Below are 592 nucleotides of genomic sequence, written 5' to 3'. Positions count from 1 at the left end.
GCCGGCAAGTTCGCTTTGGGGCCGATCAAGGTACGCACACCGGAAGGCAGCAGCAGCCAATCCAGCCGGCCGACCCAGGTCTTGGACTGGCTTAGCTTCTGAATATAGTGCTGCGTAAATGCCCCCTTCGACATACCGGCAGGAGCGCCCCCATGGTTATAAAGATATGACGCGGTATCCTGCATTTCACTTAGCGGCACATTACGCAGCCTTTCGTTGAGTATGACGTAGCGCTTCTCCGTATCCTGCGGCGAGCCGATCTTGATGAAGTACCGATTGCCGCTGTGGTAATACAGGTCTACCTCCTGCCGCCCGCTGCCATCCTTGTGGACAAACGTAAAGCGCGGCGTGATGGAGATGCCGTCCCGGGCGGTAAACATATTGCCCTTGGTCTTGAGGTCGAATTTGAAATGGTAGCCGGTCTTAACCGCTACGTTCTTATACCCTGCCACCGGATGCTTGCCCGGTGCGATCGGGAGGGTATAGGGCAAGACGTTGCCGCGGGCCGCCCCGTCCAAGTCGCGCAGTCCGCTCCAGTAGGACGCGCCGCTGGGGTTCACACTTCCTTTTTGCTGGCGGAAGACGGTTTCCC

At 58.3% G+C, this 592-nt stretch carries 1 pseudogene; it reads right to left on the bottom strand.

Going from position 1 to position 592, the window contains the following annotated elements:
• Positions 1–592, bottom strand: a pseudogene (locus tag JCM10914_RS28150) (hypothetical protein); the annotation flags it as partial.

This window comes from Paenibacillus sp. JCM 10914, from assembly GCF_001315105.1.
In the GTDB taxonomy this organism is placed as follows: domain Bacteria; phylum Bacillota; class Bacilli; order Paenibacillales; family Paenibacillaceae; genus Paenibacillus_AQ.
The sequence above is the reverse complement of the archived record's forward strand: the minus strand, read 5'-3'. Positions and strand labels throughout refer to the sequence as shown.